19 protein-coding genes are annotated in these 18,036 nt (G+C 64.8%); 12 read left to right on the top strand and 7 right to left on the bottom strand.

Going from position 1 to position 18,036, the window contains the following annotated elements:
- Nucleotides 1-32 precede the first annotated feature (32 nt).
- Nucleotides 33-260, top strand: a complete 228-nt coding sequence (locus AB6N07_RS05485) for a hypothetical protein (protein ID WP_370676802.1) — start codon at nt 33-35, stop codon at nt 258-260.
- 161 nt (nt 261-421) lie between these two features.
- Here the strand turns inward: AB6N07_RS05485 and AB6N07_RS05480 are convergent, their stop codons facing one another.
- Complete coding sequence (locus AB6N07_RS05480) at nt 422-676, bottom strand: DUF2312 domain-containing protein (protein WP_051228978.1); 255 nt, start codon at nt 674-676, stop codon at nt 422-424.
- A gap of 116 nt (nt 677-792) precedes the next feature.
- Nucleotides 793-1,590 (bottom strand): N-formylglutamate amidohydrolase, encoded by a 798-nt coding sequence (locus tag AB6N07_RS05475; RefSeq protein ID WP_370676801.1) that lies wholly within the window; start codon nt 1,588-1,590, stop codon nt 793-795.
- Between the two features lie 124 nt (nt 1,591-1,714).
- Here AB6N07_RS05475 and AB6N07_RS05470 point away from each other — a divergent pair, with 124 nt between their 5' ends.
- From AB6N07_RS05470 to AB6N07_RS05455, 4 genes are all read left to right on the top strand, one after another.
- Nucleotides 1,715-2,608 carry a DMT family transporter gene (locus tag AB6N07_RS05470; protein ID WP_370676800.1) on the top strand — a complete coding sequence of 298 codons (894 nt, stop codon included), beginning with the start codon at nt 1,715-1,717 and terminating at the stop codon, nt 2,606-2,608.
- A 197-nt stretch (nt 2,609-2,805) separates the two neighbouring features.
- Complete coding sequence (locus AB6N07_RS05465; protein WP_370676799.1) at nt 2,806-3,267, top strand: DUF1036 domain-containing protein; 462 nt, start codon at nt 2,806-2,808, stop codon at nt 3,265-3,267.
- Nucleotides 3,264-4,700, top strand: a complete 1,437-nt coding sequence (gene pyk / locus AB6N07_RS05460; RefSeq protein ID WP_370676798.1) for a pyruvate kinase — start codon at nt 3,264-3,266, stop codon at nt 4,698-4,700. Before AB6N07_RS05465 ends, pyk begins: the two co-directional genes overlap by 4 nt.
- A gap of 280 nt (nt 4,701-4,980) precedes the next feature.
- The gene (locus tag AB6N07_RS05455; protein WP_370676797.1) at nt 4,981-6,207 is read left to right on the top strand and encodes an MFS transporter; all 1,227 of its coding nucleotides are present in this window, start codon (nt 4,981-4,983) and stop codon (nt 6,205-6,207) included.
- Between the two features lie 93 nt (nt 6,208-6,300).
- On the opposite strand, the gene AB6N07_RS05450 is transcribed toward AB6N07_RS05455, so the two are convergent.
- The 3 genes from AB6N07_RS05450 to AB6N07_RS05440 all read right to left on the bottom strand — a co-directional run bounded on the left by AB6N07_RS05450 (nt 6,301) and on the right by AB6N07_RS05440 (nt 7,780).
- Entirely contained in the window at nt 6,301-6,972 is a 672-nt protein-coding gene (locus AB6N07_RS05450; RefSeq protein WP_370676796.1) for a tetratricopeptide repeat protein, read from the bottom strand.
- Nucleotides 6,973-6,986: 14 nt separating this feature from the next.
- Complete coding sequence (gene ykgO / locus AB6N07_RS05445) at nt 6,987-7,112, bottom strand: type B 50S ribosomal protein L36 (protein WP_026783921.1); 126 nt, start codon at nt 7,110-7,112, stop codon at nt 6,987-6,989.
- A 236-nt stretch (nt 7,113-7,348) separates the two neighbouring features.
- On the bottom strand, nt 7,349-7,780 hold the full coding sequence (locus tag AB6N07_RS05440) for a low affinity iron permease family protein (protein WP_370676795.1): 432 nt from the start codon (nt 7,778-7,780) through the stop codon (nt 7,349-7,351).
- A 223-nt stretch (nt 7,781-8,003) separates the two neighbouring features.
- Here AB6N07_RS05440 and AB6N07_RS05435 point away from each other — a divergent pair, with 223 nt between their 5' ends.
- Nucleotides 8,004-8,933, top strand: coding sequence for an endonuclease/exonuclease/phosphatase family protein (locus AB6N07_RS05435; RefSeq protein WP_370676794.1), 930 nt, complete (start codon nt 8,004-8,006; stop codon nt 8,931-8,933).
- Here AB6N07_RS05435 and AB6N07_RS05430 read toward each other — a convergent pair.
- A complete protein-coding gene (locus AB6N07_RS05430) occupies nt 8,838-9,776 on the bottom strand; it encodes an ornithine cyclodeaminase family protein (RefSeq protein ID WP_370676793.1) in 939 nt (312 codons plus the stop codon). The two genes, AB6N07_RS05435 and AB6N07_RS05430, sit on opposite strands and share 96 nt — an antisense overlap.
- 374 nt (nt 9,777-10,150) lie before the next feature.
- Between AB6N07_RS05430 and AB6N07_RS05425 the strand changes: the two genes are divergently transcribed.
- On the top strand, nt 10,151-11,191 hold the full coding sequence (locus AB6N07_RS05425; protein ID WP_370676792.1) for a class 1 fructose-bisphosphatase: 1,041 nt from the start codon (nt 10,151-10,153) through the stop codon (nt 11,189-11,191).
- Nucleotides 11,192-11,197: 6 nt separating this feature from the next.
- Here the strand turns inward: AB6N07_RS05425 and AB6N07_RS05420 are convergent, their stop codons facing one another.
- Nucleotides 11,198-12,328, bottom strand: a complete 1,131-nt coding sequence (locus tag AB6N07_RS05420; protein WP_370676791.1) for a LysR family transcriptional regulator — start codon at nt 12,326-12,328, stop codon at nt 11,198-11,200.
- A 169-nt stretch (nt 12,329-12,497) separates the two neighbouring features.
- Here AB6N07_RS05420 and AB6N07_RS05415 point away from each other — a divergent pair, with 169 nt between their 5' ends.
- The 5 genes from AB6N07_RS05415 (at nt 12,498) to AB6N07_RS05395 (ending at nt 18,036) form a co-directional block, all read left to right on the top strand.
- Nucleotides 12,498-14,108, top strand: coding sequence for an aromatic amino acid lyase (locus tag AB6N07_RS05415; protein WP_370676790.1), 1,611 nt, complete (start codon nt 12,498-12,500; stop codon nt 14,106-14,108).
- A gap of 78 nt (nt 14,109-14,186) precedes the next feature.
- Entirely contained in the window at nt 14,187-15,095 is a 909-nt protein-coding gene (locus AB6N07_RS05410) for an ABC transporter substrate-binding protein (RefSeq protein WP_370676789.1), read from the top strand.
- Nucleotides 15,096-15,152: 57 nt separating this feature from the next.
- Nucleotides 15,153-16,337 (top strand): ABC transporter permease, encoded by a 1,185-nt coding sequence (locus AB6N07_RS05405; RefSeq protein WP_370676788.1) that lies wholly within the window; start codon nt 15,153-15,155, stop codon nt 16,335-16,337.
- A complete protein-coding gene (locus AB6N07_RS05400; protein ID WP_370676787.1) occupies nt 16,334-17,272 on the top strand; it encodes an ABC transporter ATP-binding protein in 939 nt (312 codons plus the stop codon). Before AB6N07_RS05405 ends, AB6N07_RS05400 begins: the two co-directional genes overlap by 4 nt.
- Nucleotides 17,269-18,036, top strand: coding sequence for an ABC transporter permease (locus AB6N07_RS05395; RefSeq protein WP_370676786.1), 768 nt, complete (start codon nt 17,269-17,271; stop codon nt 18,034-18,036). The genes AB6N07_RS05400 and AB6N07_RS05395 overlap by 4 nt, the downstream gene beginning before the upstream one ends.

The raw sequence follows: 18,036 nt of genomic DNA, 5'->3' as shown, positions 1-18,036 counted from the left end.
ACGCGGCTCTGCGCGCGAGCCGCTATCCCAAGATGCTGTTCGTCGGCGATCCAGGAGCCCTCGTCTCGCCGGATTTCGCCAAACGCTTTGCAGCCAATCTCGAGAATTGCGAAGTCGTGCCGGTCGGCGCTGGCGCCCATTATCTCCAGGAAGATCATCCCGAAACGATCGCGTCCGGCGTGAGCCGCCTGATCGTCGCAACCACCCAACAGGCGTGCCGGGACCTAGAGAGTACCGGCCGAAACCTGAAACAGGCATAATTGGGCGATTGATTGAATTACGACCCCAAGCACGGTGGGCTTGCTGAGCCCACCGTATTCTCTGGAACCACGCGATGCCGGAATGGCCGGCCCTCGCTGCGCCGCATCTTCCACCACGAGACGACCCGCCGTAACGGACCATGTGGCGGCGCGGCCGCGCCTCAGACCATGCCGAGGGCGTTCATGTAGAGTTCGAGGATGGCTTCCGCCTCCTGGCGCTCATCCGGATCCTGCTTGCGCAGTTTTAGGATGGCCCTGACCGCTTTGACGTCGTAGCCGCGGCCCTTGAGCTCGGCCATCACGTCCTTGATGTCGTCCTGGAGCGCGGCCTTTTCTTCCTCGAGCCGCTCGACGCGTTCGATGAACTGCCGGAGTTCACCCGCCGCGACGCCGCCCTGCGATTCTGCCGATTCCATGCTCATGGGATATCTGTCCTGCCGATCTTGTCATTGGGTCCGGGCGGGGCTGCCGCCCGTGAGGCCGGCATGAAGTCCGAACTTCATGGGCCCGTCAACCATTTTCAAGCGTCCATTCACACGCCTGGCTCGTCGGCGCGCGATCGGTAAAAGACGGCGTCGCGCATCGCCGGCCGGCCCGCCAGCGGCGCGACCACCTCGAAAATCGTCTTCGCCCAGTGGTTTGCACCCGCCTCGTCGGCGATGTGATCCTGTCGCACCTCGATGAGAAGATGGGCAAGGCCGCGCGCCGTGCCGTGGTGATAGAGCGTATCATTCTTGAGCGCACCATCGTAGGGCTCGTTGTCGCCCACCTTGAGGCCGCGCGCCCGGAAGGCGTCGAGCGACGGAGTGACCATGCGGTCGTCGCTGTCCCAGAGAATCGCCATGTCCCAGGGGCGAGGAACGCCCTTCCAAGCCGGCGTGAAGGAATGGATGGACAGGATCACCGGCGGTACGCCAGTGCCGATCATCCGGTCGACCAGCTCGGCAATCGCCCGGTGATAAGGCCGGTGGAAGCGCTCGATACGTCGCTGCCGTTCGGCGGCGTCGACGCCGGCATTGCCTGGTACGATCGCCCCGTCGGAAAGCCGCATCACCAGCGTCGGGTCGTCCTCGCCGCGATTGGCGTCGATCAGCAGGCGCGAAAAGCGGGTCAAAAGGGCCGGCGCGCCGGTGAAGGCGGCGAGGCGACGGACAAGCCATTCGGTACCGATGTCATAGGCGATATGGCGCTCGAATTCTGCCGCCGGCAGGCCGAGATCGCCATAGGGCGGGGGGACCCGGTTGGACGCGTGGTCGGCGATGATCAGAAGGCCGCCAGCTTCGTTACCGGGCAGAAAAACGAAAGGGGAGTCGTCCGTCGGGTCCTGCATGGCTAACGATCCTAAATGCTGATATCGGTCGGATAAAGTCGAGATCCGTCCACTGGCCCACCGATCGTTCGACCGTTGCACATTCGCCGCGGTCCGCCCGGAGGCCGCCCCTCCAGGTCCGTTCATGTCCGCTGCCAGATCGCTGCCGCTATCCGCCCGCCCCGGTGAGGTTGTGGCCTTCCTCGCCCTCTGCCTGGGCGCCGTCGCCATGGGCATATCGCCGATCTTCGTCCGCATCGCCGACGTCGGCCCGTTCGCCAGCGCCTTCTGGCGCGTCGCCCTGGCAGTGCCGGTGCTGGCCATCTGGGCGGTGAGCGAGGGCGGCAGGGGCGCGCTTCTGGCCGCCTTCCGTTCGAGGGCCATCTGGCTCGCCGGTTTCTTCTTCGCCATCGACCTGTTCTTCTGGCACCTTTCGATCCTCCACACCTCGATCGCCAACGCCACCTTCCTGTCGTCGATGGCGCCGATCTGGGTGTTGCTGTTCTCCGGCCTGTTCATCGGCGAAAAGGTCGGCCGGCGCGAGGCCGGCGGCGTCATCGTCTGCATCCTCGGCGGCGCCGTGCTGCTCGGTGGCTCCTACACGCTCGATTCCACCAAGCTGATCGGCGATATCTACGGCATCGGCACCTCCTTCGGCTTCGGCACCTACTTCCTCGCCATCCGCGCCGCCCGCCGTGAGCACAGCACTGGCACCGTCACTTTCGGCGCCACCACGGTGACGGCGCTCTGCCTCGGCATCATCGCCTTTACCTTCGAGCAGAAGCTGCTGCCGTCCTCGCTGGCCGGCGCGGCGACGCTCGCCGCCCTCGCCTATGTCAGCCATATCGGAGGGCAAGGGTTGCTTGCTTTCGCCCTCGGCTATCTTTCCGCCGCCTTCTCGTCGTTGGTCATTTTCATGGAAGTGATCGCCGCCGCCCTCCTCGCCTTCCTGGTGTTCGGCGAGGCGATCGGCTGGAGCCAGGCGGCCGGCGGTCTGATGATCCTGGGGGGCATCTGGATCGCCCGGCCGCGATCGTGACAGACGCCCTCGGACACGACCAAAGACTGGAGCGTAAGCCCTTGAGGATGCGTGTTAATGCTGGAGCCAGACCGGACACGGCGGAACAGTGCGGGAGCTTGCGTAATTATACGTTGACATTTTGCCGTAGGTCACGCGATAAGGCGGGGCATTCTCCGATGAGCACCGGACAAGGATCGTTGGCGAGCGGAAAACCGATGGCGGCAGATAGGGGACCGGTACGACGGACGCGGCCGGCGATTTTTGCCGCGGCGCTGTCCTTTATCGCCCTCGCCGCGGCGACACCCGCCAAGGCCGATCTCAGGCTCTGCAACAAGACCGACGGTACCATTTCCGTGGCGATCGGCTACAAGGCCGCGGACGGCTGGCGCTCCGAAGGCTGGTGGAATATCGGCGGATCGAAATGCGGAACGCTGCTGACCGGTGCTCTCGCCTCGCGCTATTACTACCTCTACGCCGTCGACAGTCAGCATGGTGGCGAGTGGGGCGGCAAGGCGTTCATGTGCACGAGACGCAAGATGTTTACCATCGGTGGCGTCGAGAACTGTGTCGCCCGAGGCTATGAGCGGACGGGCTTTTTCGAGGTCGACACCGCCGAACAACGCAGCTGGACCGTACACCTCTACCAGCCGACCCAAAAAGGAAACGGGGCGAAATGAGACGAAACCGCAAGGTCAAGATTCTTGCAACTTTGGGCCCCTCCTCCTCCGACAAGGACATGATTGCCCGGCTGCATGAGGCGGGTGCGGATTGTTTCCGCATCAACATGAGCCACACCAATCACGAAAAGCTGCGCTACTACGTTTCGACCATCCGTGAGGTCGAGGCCGAAGCTGGGCGTCCTATCGGCATCCTCGCCGACCTGCAGGGCCCCAAGCTGCGCGTCGGCACCTTCGCCAACGGTCCCGTGTTCCTGGAGATCGGCGCGAAATTCGCCTTCCATCGCGAGAAGTTCGACGGCGACGTCACCGGCGTGACGCTGCCGCATCCGGAAATCATCGACGCCCTCGAGCCTGGCCATCGCTTGTTGATCGACGACGGCCGTCTCCGGCTGCGCATCGTCGAAAATGACCGCAAGCTGGCGATCGCCGTTGTGGAAGTCGGCGGCAAGATCTCCGACCGCAAGGGCGTCAGCCTGCCCGACACCGTTCTCACCTCGGGCGCCCTGACCGAGAAGGACCGCGCCGATCTCACCGCCGCGCTCGAAGCCGACGTCGACTGGATCGCGCTGTCCTTCGTGCAAGGGCCGGAAGACCTCATGGAAGTGCATGAGATCGTCGACGGCAAGTGCGGCGTCATGGCCAAGATCGAGAAGCCGCAGGCCGTCAAGCGCTTCAACGAGATCCTCGAACTGTCCGACGCCATCATGGTGGCGCGTGGCGATCTCGGCGTCGAGTTGCCGCTCGAGCAGGTACCGAGCGTGCAGAAGAGCATCACCCGCACCACGCGCAAGGCCGGCAAGCCGGTGGTCGTCGCCACCCAGATGCTGGAATCGATGATCCAGTCGCCGGTGCCAACCCGCGCCGAGGTGTCCGACATCGCCAACGCCGTCTTCGAAGGCGCCGACGCGGTGATGCTGTCCGCCGAATCGGCGGCCGGCGCCTACCCGGTCGAGGCGGTTCAGACCATGAGCCACGTCGCCGAGGAAGTGGAGAATTCCGAGCACTTCCATTCGATCCTGGCCGGTCAGCGCGGCGAGCCGGATGCAACGCCGGCCGACGCCATTTCCGCCTCCGCCCGCCAGATCGCCGAAACGCTGGGCATCGCCGCCCTCGTCTGCTTCACCGCCTCCGGCGCCACCGGCCTGCGCGCCGCTCGCGAGCGGCCGTCGACGCCGATCCTTGCGCTGTCGCCCAACCGCTCGATGGCCCGCCGTCTGGCACTGGTCTGGGGCATCCACTCGGTGGTGACCGACGACGCTCGCTCGCTCAACGATCTGGTGCAGCGTGCCAGCCGCATCTCGGCCGAGGAAGGCTTCACCAAGCCTGGCGATCGCATCATCATCACCGCCGGCGTGCCCTTCGGCACGGCGGGCGTGACCAACCTCCTGCGCATCGCCAGCATCGGCGCCGACGGCAAGTCGGGCATCTAGTGGCTCGACTCCGACGCTTGTGTTCGCTCGATGCCATCGAGCAAGTGTCGGAGTCAAAGCCATTGTTTCTATTGCAGCTTCTGAGTTTGACATTCGATCCGGAGAGTGATGCTCGACCGGATTCGAATGTCAAATTCGCGGCGCGAATGTCCTCGACATATTGTTGACGCTGCGACTGCCGTGACCAGATTGTCGGGCGGCAGATCCTTGCAAGCGGCGGATTTCGCCGACGGTTCACTCCGCGGATTTCCCTGAGCAGACTGGGATGGGAAACCTCTCTATGAACCTCTGGAAAATCCGCGATTATATTTTTCTGCTTTCGGCACAATCGACGTCGACATTGGTTGGCGCCGGCATGAATGTCGTCTTCCCGCTGGCAATCCTTGAATTCACGGGATCGTTGGCGACCGCCGGCATTGTCGGCGTGCTGAGATCCGCGCCTTACCTCGTCCTGAGCTTGCCATTGGGAGCGTTGGTTGATCGCTGGAACCGCCGTTACATTATGATGGCGTGTCAGCTCGGACGTTTGATCGCCTTTTTTGGTCTCGCCCTGACGGCCTATTACGGCGCCCTCAATCAGTGGCACATTTACTTTGTCTGCCAGATAGACGGCATCTTGTTCGTGTTCTTCAACATCGCGGAAGCTGCGGTTCTTTCATGTGTCGTGCCCAGTGCATTGTTACCTCACGCGTCCAGCACCAACGAAGCAGGCTTCGGCACCGCGATGATTCTGGGGCCTCCCGCTGCCACGATCGTCTACCAATTTTGGGGGATCGGCGGCACGCTCTTGGCAGGCGCTCTTTGCTACCTCGCGTCTTTCTTTCTGCTGACGATCATCAAGACGGGGCTGAACCCCGCCCGTCTGCCAACGCGTCAAACTCTGATCGAGGAAATAACGGAGGGCATTCGGTGGCTTATCGGTGCCCGCCTCGTTCTTCTGCTTGCCTGCATCATGGGAGGCCTCAACCTCATCAATGCCGCGATGCCGCTCATCGCGATCACGCTGGGGCAAACGCTGGGGGCCAGCAATGCGTCGATTGGAACAACGGTCGCTTGCGGAGGCGTTGGAAGCGTTCTGGGGTCGCTTTGCGGTCCGCGCTGGTTGCGCCTGCACGGATTCGGGCGAGGCGTGGCCTTCACCACTTGGCTGCACGCCGCGGCCTTCGGCGCGCTGATCTTCGTGCCGAGCTTGCCATTGCTCGGCTTGGTCTATGGTCTCATTATTGGCTTCTACTCCCTGTATGCGGTGATGCAGTTCGCCTACCGCATCAAGTCCGTGCCGGAGCGACTTCAAGGGCGTGTCAACAGTGCCTGTCGGTTGATAGCCTTTTCGCTTTATCCGCTCGGTTCGGCACTAGCCGGAGTTCTCTCCCAGTACTGGGGCGCGCAGGCTTCGGTCATGTCTTTCACGGCGGTCGCAGTCCTGCTGGCCTGCATACTCTCGCTGAGTCCATTTCTCATGCCGACGTGGCGTGAGGGCTGTGTTCGGGGAAGCTCTGCGAAGTGATCCCTGTTGGGAAGCGCGCCGAGAACGCACGGGCGACTCAAATTCCCCTCTAGACAAGGGCGGCCGGTTGAGACGGCGGCTTTTTTCCTAGCCTCAGATATCCCGGCCGTGGCTGCCGGCGACGATGGCCTCGATCGCCTCGTTGAGGCCGTCGAACTGTGGATCGACCACCTGCAGGCGTTTGAGCACCGAAAGCGCCCGATCGTGCTCATCGAGATCCTCGAGCAGCACAGCCAGCTCTTTCATTGCCAGGAAATGGCGCGGCTCGATGCGCAGCACGGTCTGGAAGTCGCCGAGCGCCTGCGACACCTGGCCGGACAGAAGATGCAAGGTGCCGCGCCGATAATAGGCTTCGGCGAAGGTCGGCCGCCGTACCGTCAGTTCGTCGAGAATGTCGAGCGCCGCGGCGGCATCGCCGCCGACCACCGCTTTTTCCGTCCAAGACAGGAGAAGATCGGCGGTGGCGCTGCCGCTCGCCGCCCAGCGCTGGCGAATCTCGCCTTCAAGGCTGGCCGCTTCGGTCCGGTCCTTGGCGGCGGAAAGGCGCGCAAACAGGCCATCGAGCTCACCGGCCTTATCGGCAGGGACGACCGTCATCAACCGCTCGCGCCCGCTTGAGACAGGCGGCGGCAAACCGTCACCGGCGGCAACCGGTCCAACGGCGATCAACAGCAACAATGCGAAGGGCACAAAAACACGCATACCCGGGAAGGTACCTTCCCGGGCAGCGATCGTCGAGTGCATCCTGACGCCAAGGCAGGCCATCGGCCCGCCCTTCCTCAGCCCTGACGGGCCTTGTAGCGCGGATTCTTCTTGTTGATGATGTAGATGCGGCCCTTGCGACGGACCATCCGATTGTTGCGGTCGCGGGTCATCAGGGCCCGGAGAGAGTTCTTGATCTTCATTTGGTCCATCCTTGCCGACATGCCACCACGGCGTCTGCGCCTCACGACGCGCCGCCGACGGGGCGAAGCCCGACGTCGTCAATCCCGATGCCAGAAGGGCCGAGGCCCCCTTGCCCGAATTCGGGCGGACCATACGTATCGACCTCGCCGATGTCAATTGCACGATGACCGACTTTTCGGGGAGAGACGGCTGATTCTGCGGCGGTGGGAAAGACGCCGGACCGATGGCATGCCGGCTAACGGGAATCCGTCTTCTGCTCGGTCATATTATCAAGCGCCTCCGCCCTGTTGGCGACGTCTTCCAGTGCCTCGGCTTTCTCGGCCAGGTTCTGGCTGACTTGGCGTATTTCGTCCTCGTCGAGCTTCTCGATACCGACGAACTTGTTCTGGGCCTCCGAGGTGAGGATCAGTTCGTCGATCTTCGCCTGCAGCGCCTTGCCGTCGCGGTTCTGGGAGTTCTGGAGGACGAACACCATCAGGAAGGTGATAATGGTGGTCGACGTGTTGATGACGAGCTGCCAAGTCTCGGAAAAGGCGAAGAACGGGCCGGAAATCGCCCAGACCGCGACCAAGCCCACGGCAATGGCGAAGGTTGCCGGCCGGCCAGACAGCTCCGAGATCGTGGAGGCAAATTTCGAGAACAGACGCGACGCAGCGGAACCGCTCATGGTCACCTCGTGTTGCGAACGTCGCGCTCCATTAAAGCGGAGGGACGGCACGGACGCCATGACAACCACCTCGACGGGTAGCGGTTCCGTGCACCGGCCAGCGGCATTATCGCAGCCCCTGCCCTTTTCTCGCCGCCATTCCGCTGTTATCGCATAGGGACCGGGGCCGGCGCCCAGATTCCCGAAGTCGATTCCCGAAGCCGGACGACGAGGCTCGAACACCATGCCTGGGCAGTTTGCCAGCCTTTCCCGACTGCTTGATGGCGTCGGCCGCTTCATACGGCTCGGCCAGCCTCCGGATGCCGCCGCCGCTTCGACAGCCTGCGATGGCTGCGATCTCGTGCGTGTCGCCAGCTACAACATCCATAAGGCCATCGGCAACGACGGTACCTACGATCCCGCCCGCACCATAGCGGTGATCGCCGAGATCGACGCCGACATCATCGCCCTGCAGGAAGCCGACCGCCGGTTGGGCGACCGCAAGGGCCGGCTCAACCTCGCCACACTGGAAAAGGAAACCGGCCTGACGCTGGTGCCGGTCGCCGCCCGACCGATGAGCCACGGCTGGCACGGCAACGCCCTGTTCTACCGGCGTGGCACCGTGCTCCGCGCCGAGCGCATTCACCTGCCGCATGCCGAACCGCGCGGCGCGGTGCTGGCCGAATTCGACATCGGCGGCCGCCACCTGCGCGTCGTCGCCGCCCATCTCGGCCTGTTGAGCCGTACCCGCCGCTTGCAGATGGAGCGCCTGCGCTCCCATCTCGAGGCGCGCGAGCCGATGCCGACGCTGCTCTGCGGAGATTTCAACGAATGGCGACCCGGCCGAACCAATTCGCCGCTCGAGCGGCTGTCGCCGCTGTTCCAGACGAGTAACGCCGTGCCGAGCTTTCCCTCGCGCCGGCCGGTGTTTCCGCTTGATCGCATCTTCGGCTGGCCCGACGGGCTGGTCGCCGATTTCGCCGTTCACGACAGCCCGGTCGCCCGCCGGGCGTCCGACCACCTGCCGGTCAAGGCAGTCATCGACCTAAAGTCGGCCGGCAGGCTGTTCGGCGAAACGTCAATCCTGCCGCCGCGCCGCCAGAGCGACACGAGCGGCGGCGAGATCCTCGACGGCGAGGCCGACCGACTTGAACACCGTTATATCGGCCGCTGAACGACGCCCTTCGACCCGGTCGCCGCAAAGATCATAGAGCGTGCCGGCGATTTCCTTCAGCGCCCCCGACGCCATCGCCCCCTTGATATCGCCCGATTCGATCACCGCCGCCGGCCCGTCGACAAACACCCGGCCGCGCGCCAGCGCCTGATCGTCCGCTTCGCGCATCTCAGGCGTGAACGAACCGACCAGATCGAGATGCTGGCCGGGTTTCAGCCAGTCGCCCTTGATCAGTGGCGCTGTCGAAAGCGTGGCGCAGGAGATGATATCCGCCTCGCCAACCGCCGCTTCGAGATCGGTCCGTGCTTCCGCGTCGATGCCCTGTCTCCCGAGATTGGCGACCAACCGCTCGGCCCGCGCTGGCGTCGGATTCCACACCAGAACCTTGTCGATCGGCAGCACGGCGCGATAGGCGGCCGGTATCTCCGAGCCGACATGCCCCGCCCCGACCACTAGGAGCGTGCGGGCATCGCTGCGCGCCAGATAGGAGGCGGCGAGCGCCGAGGCCGCCGCCGTGCGCCGGCCGGTCAGTGCCGCGCCATCAAACAGCGCCACATGGGCGCCGGTCGTCTCATCGAACAGCAGATAGCTCGCCGTCACCGCCGGCAGGCCGCGCTTGGCGTTGCCCGGCACGACATTGACGATCTTCACACCGCCGTGGCTGCCGTCGCCCATCCAGGCCGGCATCATCAACAACGTGGCATCCGGCTCACCCGCCCGCGGCAGGCCGTGAGCATGGCGAAGCGGCGCCGTGACGCCGGCGGCGAATATCCGCCGCAGTCCGGCGATCAGCGTCGGATAATCAAGGGCGGACGCGGTGGCGGTGGCGTCGAGTACGAGCATGGTCGGCTCCGAAAGTGGAATGCCGGGGAAGCATAGCGTCCCAACGGACGTTTGAAAGTCGTTCCTGCGTCGATTTCCTCATTATGGATGAGTTAAAGACAGTTACAAGCACGAGCCATCCATTTTTCGTATATGTGCCATGCATCACCCTGTTTCATGGCTATTTCGCCCAATGGATAGCTTGGTCTGAAATATAGCGAGGCTATTATCTCGGCTATGAGCTTTACCAACTAAGGAAACGCCGCCGAAAGACGGTTGGCTCGGATGATTTTATTTGAGGCACAAACCAACAGCAGATGCCTTCTTTCAGCCCATCCAGTTCCTGAAAACGATACACCGAGACGACCAGCCCTTTCCCGCCGACAGGAGAGACCATGACCTATAGACGCATTACCCTGCCGCTCTTCCTGGTGCAGGAGCAGCGCCGCCTTGGCGGCAGTGGCATCTTCACCGCGCTGATGACCGACATCTGCACCACCTGCAAAACGATCTCCAACGAGGTGAACCGCGGCGCCATGGCCGGCACCATGGGCTACGCCGGCTCGCGCAACGTGCAGGGCGAAGAGCAGAAGGAACTGGACGTTCTGGCCAACGACATCTTCCTTTACATGATCGACCAGAGCGGCAACTGGGCCGGCGTCGCCTCCGAGGAACTCGATAACGCCTACATGTCGCGCGGCTCCGACGGCCGTTATCTCCTGCTGTTCGACCCGATCGATGGCTCGTCCAACATCGGCGTCAACGTGGCGGTCGGCAGCATTTTCTCCATCCTGCGCCTGCCCGACGGCGTCGACCCCTCCGACGAGCGAGGCTACCTGCAGCCCGGCGTGAAACAGGTGGCGGCCGGCTACACCATCTATGGCTCATCGACCATGATGGTGTTGACCAGCGGCCACGGCGTCAACGGCTTCACGCTCGACCACAACATCGGCGTCTTCGTCCTCACCCATCCGAACATGCGCGTCCCCGACGATACGGCCGAATATGCGATCAACGCCTCGCGCGAGCGTTACTGGCCCGAGCCGATCCACCGCTATGTCCGCGAATGCGTCGCGGGGCCGGAAGGGCCGCGCGGCAAGCGGTTCAATACCCGCTGGATCGCCTCCATGGTGGCGGAAGTGCATCGCATCCTGATGCGCGGCGGCGTTTTCATGTATCCGGTGGATAGCGAGAATGCCCCGCGCGGTGGACATCTGCGCCTGCTTTACGAGGCCAACCCGATGGCTTTTATCATCGAGCAAGCCGGCGGCCTCGCCACAACCGGCCGCGAGCGAATCCTGGATATCATGCCCGAGCGGCTGCACCAGCGCACCAGCGTGATCCTCGGCTCGAAGAGCGAGGTCGAGCGCATCGGCCGCTATTACGCGGAGGCCGACGCGGCGGAGGTCGATGCGACGGACACATCCGCGGCCTGAGCAGGTTCAGCTCCTTATATCCCGGATGATCTCAGCGGCGATCTGTCCGAGGTCGCGGGCCTTCACCCAGGCAAGGCAGATGGGCAAGTCGAAGGCGGCGGACAGTTCCACCGCCTCGATGCCGCCGATGACGCCATCAACCGAGACCTTGGGCAGCACGGAGAGATAGCCATGCTCACGCACCAGGTTGATGATCACCGGGATCGAATCGATCTCGGTGAAGTTGGCGGGCGTCTGGTCACTGCGTTCGCCGCCGGCATCGAGCAGATCGTGGACGGCGCGGCGCAAACCTGACCGAGCGGTGGGTACCGCCACCGGCTCGCGGCGCAAAGCTTCCACCGGATCACGACAACGCTCCCGGAAGCCGACCGGCCCGACCACAGCCAGGCGGGAGCGATCGATCTCGATACCCTGGAGATCGTCGCTTGCGATCACCATGTCGACGAGAACGAAATCGAGCCGCCCCGCCTTCAGTTCGGAGATCAGCTCCTCGGCCGTCGAGCTCTTCAGCATCAGGTGGCTGCGCCGCCCCGGTTGCCGCCAGACTGCGACGAGGTCGGCCAGCATGCGGGCGATCTGGCTCTCGTGGCCGAGCGGCACGATGCTGCCCAGCCGGAGCGTGGTGATCTGTCGCCGGAAGTCACGCGCCGATGTGCTGGTGAGCAAGGTCCAACGCGCGAGGAGTTCGGACGCCAGCGCCGCCACCCTTTCCCCGTCCGCCGTTGGTCGGCATCCCTCGGCGCTCCGATCGAGCAGCCGTGTCCCGAGCTTGTCTTCCAGGTGGGCGAGTTGGCGCGACAACTGCGGCTGGCCAATGCCGAGGCGTCGAGCCGCCGTGCGGATACTGCCGGCGTCGAGCGTGTCGACGAGGTGCTGAAGCGCCAGAAGAGACAGCGGGCGAGCGGCGGCCAGCCGACGTCCCTCTTCCAGTTCGTCGCCGCGCGCGATCTTCATGGCGAGGCTAGCGATGTGAGAGAGATCCGTCCCGATGCGGCGTGCTTCGAATGTGAAGGTCAGACTGGAGCCGGCAGCGAAGGCTAGATCGACGGCGAGCGCCGCCTCCACCCGTCGGAAGGCTGCCGCCACACTTCCAATCGGTCGTTCGAGTGCCCGTGCCGCGCCTCTGAGCGATGCCATGCGCAAAACGCTATCGCAAATGATGAGGGCTGCTGTATCCATAAGCGGCAGATCCGAGCGAGTGACCAAGTCCGAGGCAGCGCCAGAAGCCAGACATAGGCTGTTCAGATATAGGGATATCCCTGCCCTCGCAACCTTGGCCTATCCTCGCCGGCGAAAGGTAACGAGCGTGTCCGAATTGTCTTCTTCCGAAATCCCCGAAGGTACATCGACGGGCCTTGCCGTGCTGGAAGCGGTGGCAGCGGGTGTCGGTGCCGTGGTGCTTGATGGCAAGCCGCTGCATTTCACGGCGATACGCCGTCTGTCGACCGGGGCCGACGCCGTGGTGATCGACGAAGGGGCGCTGGCCGCCGTCGCCGCCGCTCGGGCGGCCTTCGAGGAAGCCCTGGCTTCCGGCGCCATCGTCTACGGTGCCAACACCGGCGTTGGCGCCATGAAGGACTGGACGCCGTCGCCGCAAGATCTCGCCCGCTTCAACGCCGACCTCGTCATCGCCCATTCCTTCGGCGTCGGCACGCCGCTGCCGGTAACGGTCACTCGCCTTGCCATGGCGATCCGCGCCAACACCATGCTCGCCGGCCACACCGGCTCGACGCCCGGCCTCGTCCGTCAGCTGGTTGCCTGGCTGAATGCCGGATTGACCCCTCTGCTTCGGCCGATCGGCTCGCTTGGGACCGGCGACATTGGCTTGATGGGGCAGGTGGGCGCAGCGCTTGCCGGAGAGGGCGAGGCGATGCTCGCCGGTGTCCGGTTGCCGGCCTCCGAAGCCATCGCCAGGGCCGGCCTGACGATCCACGAATGCGGCGTCAAGGACAGTCTCGCGGCCTTGAGCTCCAATGCGGCTGGCGTGGCGCTCGCCGCGTCGGCCATCGGTCGCGCCGCCGGTACGCTGCGCACTTTGATGGCGACGGGACTTGCCGCGGCATCGGCAGCCGGCTCACTGCCGGCGCCTGCGCTGGCCGCCACCGTTCTCGGCACGCCTCGCCAGGCGGAAATCGGTCGCTGGCTCGATACCGCCCGAACCGAATCGGCCATTCCACCCGGCGATCGCATCCATGACCCGCTGAGCTTGCGCATGATGCCGCAGGTGTTCGCCGCTGCGATCGATGCCGTGGAAGCCGCCGGCCGTGTCGCTGTTGCCGATACGGCCCGCAACGACGACAACCCGGTGTTGATCGGCGGCACCATTCTGTCTTCGGGCGGATCGATGCCGCTCGACCTGACGCTCGCCATCGAAGGCGCGGCACTGGCCCTCGCTCATCTGGCGCGCAATGCCATGAACCGCTGCATCCTCCTCGTCAACGGCCGGCTCGTGAACCTGCCAGTAAACCTCGTGGCGCCGGGCGCAACGATGACCGGTTTTGGTCCAGTGCTGAAGCTGGCGGGCGAACTGTTCGCCCGTGTCCGCCACCTCACCATGCCGGTATCGACGGAACCGGTTGTGGTCGCCGATGGTTTGGAAGACGAGGCGACCTTCCTGCCGCTCGCCGTTGAAAACCTTTCCCGCGCGCTCGACGCGCTGGACCTGTTGGCGGCGCTCGAAGCGCTGATCGCCGCCGCCGCTCTCGACGTGGCCGGTCTTCGCCCCGAAGGCCTTGCCGGCCGCGTCTATACCGCTGTGCGTCGCCTTGCCGCACCGCATGATCGTGATCGGCAACTGTCGCAGGAGATCGAAGCGATTGCCGCCGATCTGGCCTCCCCGGCGCGGATCGCCGAGTTCGGGAAAACTTCACCACTGCCAGATTTCGACGGCTTTTTTGCTATTTTCGACAGCGCCTGAGAATGCCGTGCCTCTCAATGGCCGGTGAAGACTGAAAAAATAGAACGGGATTACCCGCTACCAGCCAGGAGAACAGTGATGACCCATTTGAAATACGCTGCCGCCGCGCTTGCCCTCGGCTTTTTCGCCGGCACAGCCGATGCAAAGGTCGTGGTGTCCTCGAAGATCGACACCGAAGGCGGCGTTATCGGCAATATTATTCTGCTTGCCCTTCAGAATTCCGGCATCGAGGTCGAGGATCGCATCCAGCTCGGCGGCACGCCGGTGGTGCGCAAGGCCATCACGGCCGGCGAGATCGACATTTATCCCGAGTACACGGGCAACGCCGCCTTCTTCTTCAACAAGGCCGACGACCCGCTGTGGAAGGATGCCGCCAAGGCCTTTGAGGAAGCCAAGAAGCTCGATTATGACGCCAACAAGATCGTCTGGCTGACGCCGTCGCCGGCCAACAACACCTGGGCTATCGCGCTGCGCAAGGACGTCGCCGACAAGGCCGGCGTCAAGTCGCTCAGCGACTTCGGCGCCTGGGTGACCAAGGGCGGCGAGGTCAAGCTGGCCGGCTCGGCCGAGTTCGTCAATTCGGCCTCGGCGCTGCCATCCTTCCAGACCACCTATGGCTTCAAGCTGACGCCCGAGCAGTTGATCGTGCTGTCCGGCGGTGACACGGCGGCCACCATCAAGGCGGCGGCCGACCAGACCAATGGTGCCAACGCCGCCATGGTCTACGGCACCGACGGCGCCATCGCCCCGTCCGGCCTCGTGGTACTCAATGACGACAAGGCCGTGCAGCCGGTCTACCAGCCGACCGCCATCGTCCGCGAAGAGGTGCTGAAGGCCAACCCGGCGATCGCCGACACGCTGAAGCCGATCTTCGAGAGCCTCGATCTCGTGACGCTGCAGACCCTCAACGCCCGCGTCCAGATCGGCGGCGAGCCGGCCAAGGCGGTCGCCGAGGACTATCTGAAGTCCAAGGGCTTCCTGAAGTAACAAAACCTCCGGCGGAGGAGCCTCGCCCCTCCGCTCTCCCCTTTTTCGAGGATTGCCATGACGACGCTCGCAGACGCCGAAATGGACGGGACCGCCACGCCGCGGGTCGACCGTCTCGGCGTCGTCATCGCCATCCTCGTCGCCGGGTCACTGGCGCTGCCTTTCGTCACCTTCCGGGCAAACCGCATCGCCTCGGGAAACGGGCTCAGACTGTTCGATGCGCTGCCTGTGCTCGTCGCCGTGTCGGTCGCCGTCGTGTTGGTCGCCGCCCTGGTGACGGCCGTGGCGAGCCGCTGGCCTACGTTCCGCCTCGCCCTGGGCGCGTTGGCCCTCGCCGCCCTGGCTCTCGGAGCCGGTGCCGCCGGTGCCCATCTGACGCCGGAGGGCGACACCTACGCCCGCATCGCACCGGCCAGCGGCTTCTGGCTCGCCCTGTTTGCCACCGCCATGCTGGTCACAGATGCCATGGTGCGGCTGAAGCTCGGTCCGGTCAGCCGGCTCATTGCCCTCGTCGTCACTGCGGGGCTGATTGCCGCCCTCCTCGCCTCGGGCGCCTGGAGCCACCTGTCACTGCTGGCCGAATATCGTAGCCGCGCCGACGTATTCTGGCGCGAAGCGGGCACGCACCTGATACTTGCCGCCGGATCGCTCGCCGCCGCCCTCGCCGTCGGCCTGCCACTCGGCGTCCTCGCCTATCAGGTTCGCGCCGTCCGCGACCCGTTGATCAACGTCCTCAACATCATCCAGACCATCCCGTCGATGGCGCTATTCGGCATCCTGATCGCTCCGCTCGGCTGGATCGCCGCCAACATACCGGGCGGGCATGCCCTCGGCATTCGCGGCATCGGCATGGCGCCGGCCTTCCTGGCACTGTTCCTCTATTCGTTGCTGCCGATGGTCGCCAACACCGTGGTCGGCCTTTCCGGCGTGTCGCGCGCCGTGGTCGACGCCGCGCGCGGCATGGGTCTCACCGAACGTCAGCGGCTCTTCCAGGTGGAAATACCGCTGGCCCTGCCGGTAGTTCTCACCGGCATCCGCATCGTCCTCGTCCAGAACATCGGCCTTGCCACGATAGCGGCGCTGATCGGCGGCGGCGGCTTCGGCGTTTTCCTGTTCCAGGGGCTCGGCCAGACGGCCACCGACCTCATCCTGCTCGGCGCACTGCCACCGGTGGCGTTGGCCTTCGCCGCCGCCGTCGTGCTTGACGCCGTTATCGAGATTTCCGGCGGAGGCAAGGCATGATCGAACTCAGCCATCTCACCAAGGTCTATGGCGACATCGCCGTCGTCAACGACGTCAACATGGTAATCGAGTCCGGCACCATCACCGTCATCGTCGGCACATCCGGCTCGGGCAAGTCGACGCTGTTGCGCATGGTCAACCGGCTGATCGAGCCGACCGAAGGCCGCGTCTTCATCGAAGGACGTGACGTGTCGGGGCTGCCGGCCTACGAACTTCGTCGCTCCATCGGCTATGCCATCCAGAACCACGGCCTGTTCCCGCACTGGACCGTCGCGCGCAACATTGCCACCGTGCCGATGCTGCTCGGCTGGGATCGGAAAAAGGTCGCAGCGCGGGTCGAAGAGTTGATGGAGCTGTTCCAGCTCGATCACGATCAGTTCGCCAACCGATATCCGCATGAACTGTCCGGCGGTCAACAGCAGCGCGTCGGCGTCGCCCGGGCGATGGCGGCCAAACCCGCCCTGCTCCTGATGGACGAACCGTTCGGCGCGCTCGACCCGATCATCCGCGCCAAGGCGCAAACCGACCTCAAGGCCATCCAGCGCCGCACTGGCACCACCATCCTGCTGGTCACCCACGACATGGCCGAGGCGGTCCACCTCGGCGACCGTATCGCCGTCATGGATGGCGGCCGCCTGAAGCAATACGCGCCGGCCGCCGACATTCTCGCCCGCCCGGCCGACGGTTTCGTCGACGACCTGATCGGCGCGCTCGATCGGCCGTTCCACTACCTGACGCTCGGCGCGGTGGGCTCGGCGGTCGAACCGGGCGAAGCCGATGGCGCGCCACTCAACGCCGACGCCAGCCTCTACGAAGGCCTCGGCGCACTGCTTTGGTCTGGCCGCAAGGCCGCGCCGGTGGTCGATGCCGCTGGCGCGCCGATCGGCCGCGTCAGCCTTGACAGCATCGCCGGACGGGCGGCGCGGCCGCAATGAACCGCGACCTGTTCCGTCTTGGCAACATCCTGCGACTGATCGTCTTTCTGGCGCTCATCACCTTCCTGCTGGCGCCGGATCGCTTCGCCGGACTGCTGGCACCGTTGACCGAAAATGGCGCGCCACCGATCTACAATCAGGGCAGCCTGATCGACCTGACGCTGTCGCACCTGTTCACCGTCGGCGTCTCGACGCTGGCCGCCGCCGTCGTGGCGGTCGGCCTCGCCATCTTCGTCACGAGGCCGGCCGGCATGGAGTTCCTCGCCCTGTCGCGCGCCGTGGTCAACATCGGCCAGACCTTCCCGCCGGTAGCCGTCCTGGCGCTGTCGGTGCCGGCCATGGGTTTTGGCGAAGCGCCAACGCGCATGGCGCTGTTCCTCTATGGCCTGTTGCCAATCTTCGAGAATACGCTCGTCGGCCTGTCGACGCTGCCGCCCGCCGTTGTCGAGGCCGCGTCGGCGATGGGCATGACCAACCGCCAGCGCCTCTTGAAGGTCGAACTGCCGCTCGCCATGCCATTGATCATCGAGGGTATCCGCCTGTCGGCCGTCATCGGCCTCGCCACGGCCACCATCGGCTCGACGGTGGCTGCCAAGGGGCTCGGCGAAGTGATCGTCGCCGGCCTCCTGTCCAACAATCTCGCCTTCATCGTCCAGGGTGGCGTCATCACCGGCATCCTGGCGGTGCTGATTTCCGACAGCTTCCAGGCCGTGGCGCGCAACGCGGCAAAACGGCGCGGCGCCCGCCCGCAGATGGAGACCTGA

This window comes from Pleomorphomonas sp. PLEO, from assembly GCF_041320595.1.
Classification (GTDB): domain Bacteria; phylum Pseudomonadota; class Alphaproteobacteria; order Rhizobiales; family Pleomorphomonadaceae; genus Pleomorphomonas.
This window is presented reverse-complemented; position numbering and strand designations above follow the sequence as displayed.

Coding starts and splice junctions, on each gene's coding strand:
- AB6N07_RS05450 (WP_370676796.1), bottom strand. CDS start 6,972: ATGGCCTGCCTTGGCGTCAGGATGCACTCGACGATCGCTGCCCGGGAA.
- AB6N07_RS05420 (WP_370676791.1), bottom strand. CDS start 12,328: ATGGCATCGCTCAGAGGCGCGGCACGGGCACTCGAACGACCGATTGGA.
- pyk (WP_370676798.1), top strand. CDS start 3,264: ATGAGACGAAACCGCAAGGTCAAGATTCTTGCAACTTTGGGCCCCTCC.
- AB6N07_RS05440 (WP_370676795.1), bottom strand. CDS start 7,780: ATGAGCGGTTCCGCTGCGTCGCGTCTGTTCTCGAAATTTGCCTCCACG.
- AB6N07_RS05465 (WP_370676799.1), top strand. CDS start 2,806: ATGGCGGCAGATAGGGGACCGGTACGACGGACGCGGCCGGCGATTTTT.
- AB6N07_RS05475 (WP_370676801.1), bottom strand. CDS start 1,590: ATGCAGGACCCGACGGACGACTCCCCTTTCGTTTTTCTGCCCGGTAAC.
- AB6N07_RS05435 (WP_370676794.1), top strand. CDS start 8,004: ATGCCTGGGCAGTTTGCCAGCCTTTCCCGACTGCTTGATGGCGTCGGC.
- AB6N07_RS05480 (WP_051228978.1), bottom strand. CDS start 676: ATGGAATCGGCAGAATCGCAGGGCGGCGTCGCGGCGGGTGAACTCCGG.
- AB6N07_RS05430 (WP_370676793.1), bottom strand. CDS start 9,776: ATGCTCGTACTCGACGCCACCGCCACCGCGTCCGCCCTTGATTATCCG.
- AB6N07_RS05400 (WP_370676787.1), top strand. CDS start 16,334: ATGATCGAACTCAGCCATCTCACCAAGGTCTATGGCGACATCGCCGTC.
- AB6N07_RS05455 (WP_370676797.1), top strand. CDS start 4,981: ATGAACCTCTGGAAAATCCGCGATTATATTTTTCTGCTTTCGGCACAA.
- AB6N07_RS05425 (WP_370676792.1), top strand. CDS start 10,151: ATGACCTATAGACGCATTACCCTGCCGCTCTTCCTGGTGCAGGAGCAG.
- AB6N07_RS05485 (WP_370676802.1), top strand. CDS start 33: ATGCTGTTCGTCGGCGATCCAGGAGCCCTCGTCTCGCCGGATTTCGCC.
- AB6N07_RS05470 (WP_370676800.1), top strand. CDS start 1,715: ATGTCCGCTGCCAGATCGCTGCCGCTATCCGCCCGCCCCGGTGAGGTT.
- ykgO (WP_026783921.1), bottom strand. CDS start 7,112: ATGAAGATCAAGAACTCTCTCCGGGCCCTGATGACCCGCGACCGCAAC.
- AB6N07_RS05395 (WP_370676786.1), top strand. CDS start 17,269: ATGAACCGCGACCTGTTCCGTCTTGGCAACATCCTGCGACTGATCGTC.
- AB6N07_RS05405 (WP_370676788.1), top strand. CDS start 15,153: ATGACGACGCTCGCAGACGCCGAAATGGACGGGACCGCCACGCCGCGG.
- AB6N07_RS05410 (WP_370676789.1), top strand. CDS start 14,187: ATGACCCATTTGAAATACGCTGCCGCCGCGCTTGCCCTCGGCTTTTTC.